The organism is Actinosynnema sp. (genome assembly GCF_052038725.1).
Genome location: NZ_JBQGCX010000132.1, coordinates 1 through 5,412, shown reverse-complemented (window position 1 = coordinate 5,412; position 5,412 = coordinate 1). Strand labels below are relative to the sequence as shown.

Sequence of the window (5,412 nt, the reverse complement as noted above, 5' to 3'; positions counted from 1 at the left end):
AGCTCGCCGACCTGGCCGATCCGAAGTACCGCGACATGCTCGTCGTCGAGGACCCGGCCACCTCCTCGCCGGGCCTGGCGTTCCTGCTGAACACCATCGCCACCTTCGGCGAGGAGAACTGGACCAACTACTGGGGCCAGCTCAAGGCCAACGGCGTCAAGGTCGTCAGCGGCTGGGAGGAGGCCTACAACCAGGACTTCTCCGGCTCGGCGGGCAAGGGCCCGCGCCCGATCGTGGTCTCCTACGCCTCCTCGCCCTCAGCGGAGATCGGCGACGACGGCGCGCCGCGCACCAAGGCCCTCCTCGACACCTGCTACCGGCAGGTCGAGTACGCGGGCGTCCTGGAGAACGCCAAGAACCCCGAGGACGCGAAGAAGGTCGTCGACTTCCTCCTCGGCGCCGACTTCCAGGCCCAGGTGCCCGAGCAGATGTACGTCTACCCCAGCCGCGAGGACACCCCGCTGCCCGAGGCGTGGGCCAAGGCCGCGCCCCTGCCCGCGAACTCCCGCACCCTGCCCGCCGACCAGGTGGACGCCGGGCGCGAGCAGTGGGTCCAGCAGTGGCGCGCCCTCGTCCAGGGCTGACGGAGGAACGCGGCGGTAGCGGCGGTAGTGGTGGCGGCGGGGTGACCGGCCCCGCTGTCACCGGTCCCGCTGTCACCGGCCCCGCTGTCACCGGCCCCGCTGTCACCGGCGCCGAGGTGACCGGCGCCGAGGTGACCGGTCCCGCGCCGCACCGCCCCGCCACCCGCCGCCCCGCCACCCGCCGCCCCGTCAACCGCAGGGCCGCCCTCGGCTGGGCCCTGGCGGGGCTGCTGCCGCTCGCGTTCCTCGGGGTCTTCTTCGCCTGGCCCGTCGCCGCCATCGTCGGCCTCGGGCTGCGCGAGGGCGGCGTGCTCGCCGCGCTCGCCGACACCACCGCGCTCGACCTCGTCGCCTTCACCCTCGGCCAGGCCGCCGCCGCCACCGCGCTCGCGCTGCTCGCCGGGATGCCCGTCGCGTTCCTGCTCGCCCGCGCGCGGGTCGCGGGCGCCGGTGTGGTGCGGGCCGCGGTGATGGTGCCGTTCGTGCTGCCCACCGTCGTCGTCGGCCTGGCGTTCCGCGCGCTCTGGCCGGACGGCGGCGTGCTGCCGATCGTGCTCGCCAACGCCTTCTTCAACGTCGCCGTCGTCGCCCGCACCGTCGGCGGCCTGTGGGCGCGGCTCGACCGGCGCGCCGAGGACGCCGCCCGCGCGCTCGGCGCGTCCCGGCTGCGCGCGTTCACCTCCGTCGTGCTGCCCGCGCTGGCGCCCGCCGTCGGCTCGGCCGCGTCCGTGGTGTTCCTGTTCTGCGCCACCAGCTTCGGCGTCGTCCTGGTGCTCGGCGGGGCCCGCCACCGCACCCTGGAGACCGAGATCTACCTGCGCACCGTCGAGCTGTTCGACCTGCCCGGCGCCGCCGCGCTGTCGCTGGTCCAGTTCGCCGCCGTCGTCGCCGTGCTGGTGCTGGGCGCGCTGGCCCGCCGCCGCCGCGAGGCCGGGCTCGCCCTGCGCGCCGAACCGCCCCGCAGGCCGCAGGGCGGCGAGTGGGGCGTGGTGGCCGCCGCGTGGCTGGTCGTGCTGGTGCTGCTCGTGCCGGTGGTGGCGCTGCTGGCCCGCTCGGTGTCCACCCGCGACGGCTGGAGCCTCGACGGCTACCGCGCCCTCGCGGGCACCGGCGAGCGCGGCACCCTCTCCGTCACCGGCGTGGACGCGGCGCTGAACTCCCTGCGCGCGGCCACCGACGCCACCCTGCTCGCGCTGCTCGTCGGCGTCCTGTCGGCGGTCGTGCTGGTCGGCCTGCGCCGCTCCGGCTCGTGGCTGGCCGAAGCGCTCGACACCGCGCTCATGCTGCCGCTCGGCGTGTCCGCCGTGACCGTCGGCTTCGGCTACCTGATCACCATGGACGCCCTGCCCGGCGACCTGCGCACCTCGCCCGCGCTGGTGCCGCTGGCCCAGGCGCTCGTGGTGACGCCGCTGGTGGTGCGCATGGTGCTGCCGGTGCTGCGCGCGGTCGACGAGCGGCTGCGGCAGGCCGCCGCCTCGCTCGGCGCGAGCCCGTGGCGGGTGTGGCGCGAGGTCGACCTGCCGCTGGCGGCCCGCTCGCTCGTGGCCGCCGCCGGGTTCGGGTACGTGGTGGCGCTCGGCGAGTTCGGGGCGACCAGCTTCCTGGCCAGGCCCGACGCGCCGACCCTGCCGGTGGTGATCGCCCGGCTGATGTCGCGGCCCGGCGAGCTCAACAGCCAGATGGCCTACGCGGCGTGCGCGCTGCTCATGGTGGTGACCGCGGTGACCGTGCTGCTCGTCGAGCGGCTCAGGGCGCCCGGCAGCGGGGAGTTCTGATGTCGTTGCGGCTCAACGGGGTCGGCGTGCGCTACGGCGACGTCGAGGCGGTGTCCGGGGTGGACCTGGAGGTGGCGGGCGGCGAGGTCGTCGCGCTGCTCGGGCCGTCCGGGTGCGGCAAGTCCACGCTGCTGCGCGCGGTGGCCGGCCTGGAGCGGGTCAGCGCGGGCGCGGTCACCTGGGACGGGGCCGACCTGGCGGGCACGCCCGTGCACCGCAGGGGGTTCGGGCTGGTGTTCCAGGACGGGCAGCTGTTCCCGCACCGGGACGTCGCCGGGAACGTCGCGTTCGGCCTGCGGATGCGCGGGGCCGCGCGCGGCGAGCGGGACGAGCGGGTCGCGGAGCTGCTGGAGCTGGTCGGGCTCGGCGGCTACCAGCGGCGGCGGGTCACCGAGCTGTCCGGCGGCGAGCAGCAGCGCGTGGCGCTGGCCCGCGCCCTCGCCCCCGACCCGAGGCTGCTGCTGCTGGACGAGCCGCTGTCCGCGCTGGACCGGTCGCTGCGCGAGCAGCTGGCGCTCGACCTGGCGCGGCTGCTGCGGGAGACCGGCGCGACGGCGCTCGTGGTCACGCACGACCACGACGAGGCGTTCACCCTGGCCGACCGGGTCGCGGTCATGCGCGCCGGGAGGCTGCGGCAGACCGGGCCGCCCGCGCGGGTGTGGCGGGAACCGGTGGACGTGGAGACGGCGCGGTTCCTCGGCTGCGGGGTGGTGCTCGCGCCGGAGGCGGCGGAGCGGCTGGTCGGGGTGCGCGCGCGGGTCGGGCTGCGGGAGGCGGCGCTGCGGGTGGTCCCGGACGGCGCGCTGGACGCTGTCGTGCTCGGGCGCGTGCACCGGAGGGACCACGTGCGGCTGCTGGTGCGGATCGGGGACGACGAGTTCGACGCGGTCGGCCCGGTGGTCGGGACCTGGGAGCCGGGGGACCGGGTGCGGCTGGCGGTCGACCAGGACGGGGTCGCGGTCATCGGCTCCGCGACGGGCTGATCCGGGGGCGGGCCCGCGTCGGGCCCGCCGTTCCCCCGCGGCTCGCTAGTGGTCCTTGGTGACCAGGCGCATCGCGGCCAGCGACAGCCCGATCAGGATGTAGCACCCGGCCAGCGCGGTGCTCTCCCACAGCTGCCCGGTCGGCAGCGGGTCGCGGATCACGTCGGCCAGGCCGGTCCAGCTGTACGACAGCAGGTACGGGTGCAGCCAGGACAGCGAGTCGAACACCATCAGCAGCCCGAACACGATCAGCCCGGCCAGCGTCGTCGCCATCACGACCAGCGGGTGCTCGGTCGTCGTCGACACCGCCAGCGCGACCGCCGCCACCGCCCACACCTGCACCGACACCAGCAGCACCACCAGCGCGATGCGCCCCAGCGCCGGGCCGAGCGGCAGCGACGAGCCGGACAGCGTCAGCATCCCCTGACCGCCGAACAGCACCGCCCCGACGACCGCGCCCACCACGGCGATCACGGTGACCGACAGCAGCGACATCACCGCGACCCCGAACGCCTTGATCCCCAGCAGCCGCAGCCGACCCACCGGGGACAGCAGCAGCCCGCGCAGCGTGCCGTGCTGCGCCTCGCCCGCGATGCCGTCCGCCGCCCAGATCGCGCCGACCAGCGGCAGCAGCACGGGCAGCGTCATCAGCAGCACGAACACCGGCAGCACCAGGCCGTTGCCGGAGATGATCGCGGCGATGCCCGCGCCCGCCGGGCCGGGGCCGTCGGCGGCGAACCACAGGCCGACGCCCGCGACGACCGGGATCAGCGCGAGCGCGCCGAGCCCGAACAGCGTGCGGGGGCGGCGGATGATCCAGCGCAGCTCGGACAGCAGCTGCCTGCCGAGCGGTGCGCTGGTGCGGGCCGCGGCGCGGCCCGGAACGGCGGGGGTCGCCTGGGCAACCGTCATCGCGGGGTCTCCTCGGGTTCTTCGTGGTCGGGGCCGCCGCCCTCGTCGGCGCGGTCCCGCGCGTTCATCGCGGCCACCCGCTCGGCCCGCGACCGGGTCTTCGCCCGCGCACTGGGCGGGGGCGGGGTCTTGGCGGGGGTGGGGGTGGCGCTGGTGGGGGCGGTGGTGCCTGCGGGGTCGGTGCTGGTGGGCTTGGCGCCTGAGTGCTTGGCGTCCGCGTGCCCGGTGCTCGCGCGCCCGGTGCTCGCGTGCTTGGCGCTGGAGCGCTCGGTCTGGTCCGGCTCCTGGGCCGGGGGTTCCGGGCGGTCCGCGCGGGACGGCCGGGGTTCGGCGGCCGGGTCGGTCTCGGACGGGAGGCGCAGCACCGGCTGCGGCCCGGTCGCCGGGGGTTCGGGGACGAGCGCGAGGTGGCGCTGCGGGCGGTGCTTGGCCCGCTTGCCGCGACCGGGCCCGCGGTCGTGGGTGGAGCCTGCCCCGGTGGTCGGCGCGCCCGCGTCGGCCCCGGTGTCGGGGGTCGGGGCGGCGTCGGAGAGGGCCGAGGGGGTGAGCGCGATGCCGCCCGGCTCGGCCTGCGGGGTGGTCTGGGCGCTGGGCTCGGCGCTGGACCCGGCGGCGGGGCCCGAGGCCCGCTGCTCGCCGATCCGCTGCTCGTCGCCGCGCGTGGTGGTGGGGCGCTCCTCGACCGGGTCCTGCTCGGCGCGACGTCGGCGCAGGCCGATGCGCGACCCGAGCGACTCGGACGACCGGGCCGCCTCGTCGGCGGGGGCGCCCTCGGACCGCTTGCCCCGCTTCCCGGAACCGTGCCCGCTCGCACCCTTGCGCCGCACCGGCAACGGCTTCTCCGGCGCACCGCCGACCGGCGCGGGAGCGCTGCCGGGCGCGACGGGCGGGTAGTAGCCGCTCGCGGACAGGGACACCGGCGGGTAGTAACCGCTGGCCGAGGTGGTGACGGGCGCGTAGTAGCCGCTGGCGGACGGCGTGACGGGCGGGTAGTGGCCGCTGGCGGAGGTGGTGGCGGGTGAGTGGAAGCCGCTCGCCGCGGGCGCGGCCTGCGGGGCCGGGCCGGTGGCGGGGGTGGCGCCCGGCGGGGGGTGGCCGGGGGCGGGCGGGGTCTGGCCGGCGGCAGGAACGGCGCCCGGAGGGGTCTTGCCGCCTGCG

At 77.1% G+C, this 5,412-nt stretch carries 4 protein-coding genes and 1 pseudogene; 3 read left to right on the top strand and 2 right to left on the bottom strand.

Translation table 11 applies throughout. The features are described from left to right. The 3 genes from ACTUAL_RS02575 to ACTUAL_RS02565 all read left to right on the top strand — a co-directional run. Window positions 1-584 (top strand): thiamine ABC transporter substrate-binding protein (locus ACTUAL_RS02575; RefSeq protein WP_440899135.1); only part of this gene is annotated, 584 nt, incomplete at its 5' end. A 227-nt stretch (window positions 585-811) separates the two neighbouring features. Next, window positions 812-2,359, top strand: coding sequence for an ABC transporter permease (locus tag ACTUAL_RS02570; protein WP_096497595.1), 1,548 nt, complete (start codon window positions 812-814; stop codon window positions 2,357-2,359). After that, window positions 2,359-3,342 (top strand): ABC transporter ATP-binding protein, encoded by a 984-nt coding sequence (locus ACTUAL_RS02565; protein ID WP_440899134.1) that lies wholly within the window; start codon window positions 2,359-2,361, stop codon window positions 3,340-3,342. The genes ACTUAL_RS02570 and ACTUAL_RS02565 overlap by 1 nt, the downstream gene beginning before the upstream one ends. A gap of 45 nt (window positions 3,343-3,387) precedes the next feature. Here ACTUAL_RS02565 and ACTUAL_RS02560 read toward each other — a convergent pair whose 3' ends face one another. After that, the gene (locus tag ACTUAL_RS02560; protein ID WP_096491507.1) at window positions 3,388-4,254 is read right to left on the bottom strand and encodes an ABC transporter permease subunit; all 867 of its coding nucleotides are present in this window, start codon (window positions 4,252-4,254) and stop codon (window positions 3,388-3,390) included. Next, a pseudogene (locus ACTUAL_RS02555) lies at window positions 4,251-5,412 on the bottom strand (hypothetical protein); the annotation flags it as partial. The gene ACTUAL_RS02560 and the pseudogene ACTUAL_RS02555, both read right to left, overlap by 4 nt.

Coding starts and splice junctions, on each gene's coding strand:
- ACTUAL_RS02565 (WP_440899134.1), top strand. CDS start 2,359: ATGTCGTTGCGGCTCAACGGGGTCGGCGTGCGCTACGGCGACGTCGAG.
- ACTUAL_RS02560 (WP_096491507.1), bottom strand. CDS start 4,254: ATGACGGTTGCCCAGGCGACCCCCGCCGTTCCGGGCCGCGCCGCGGCC.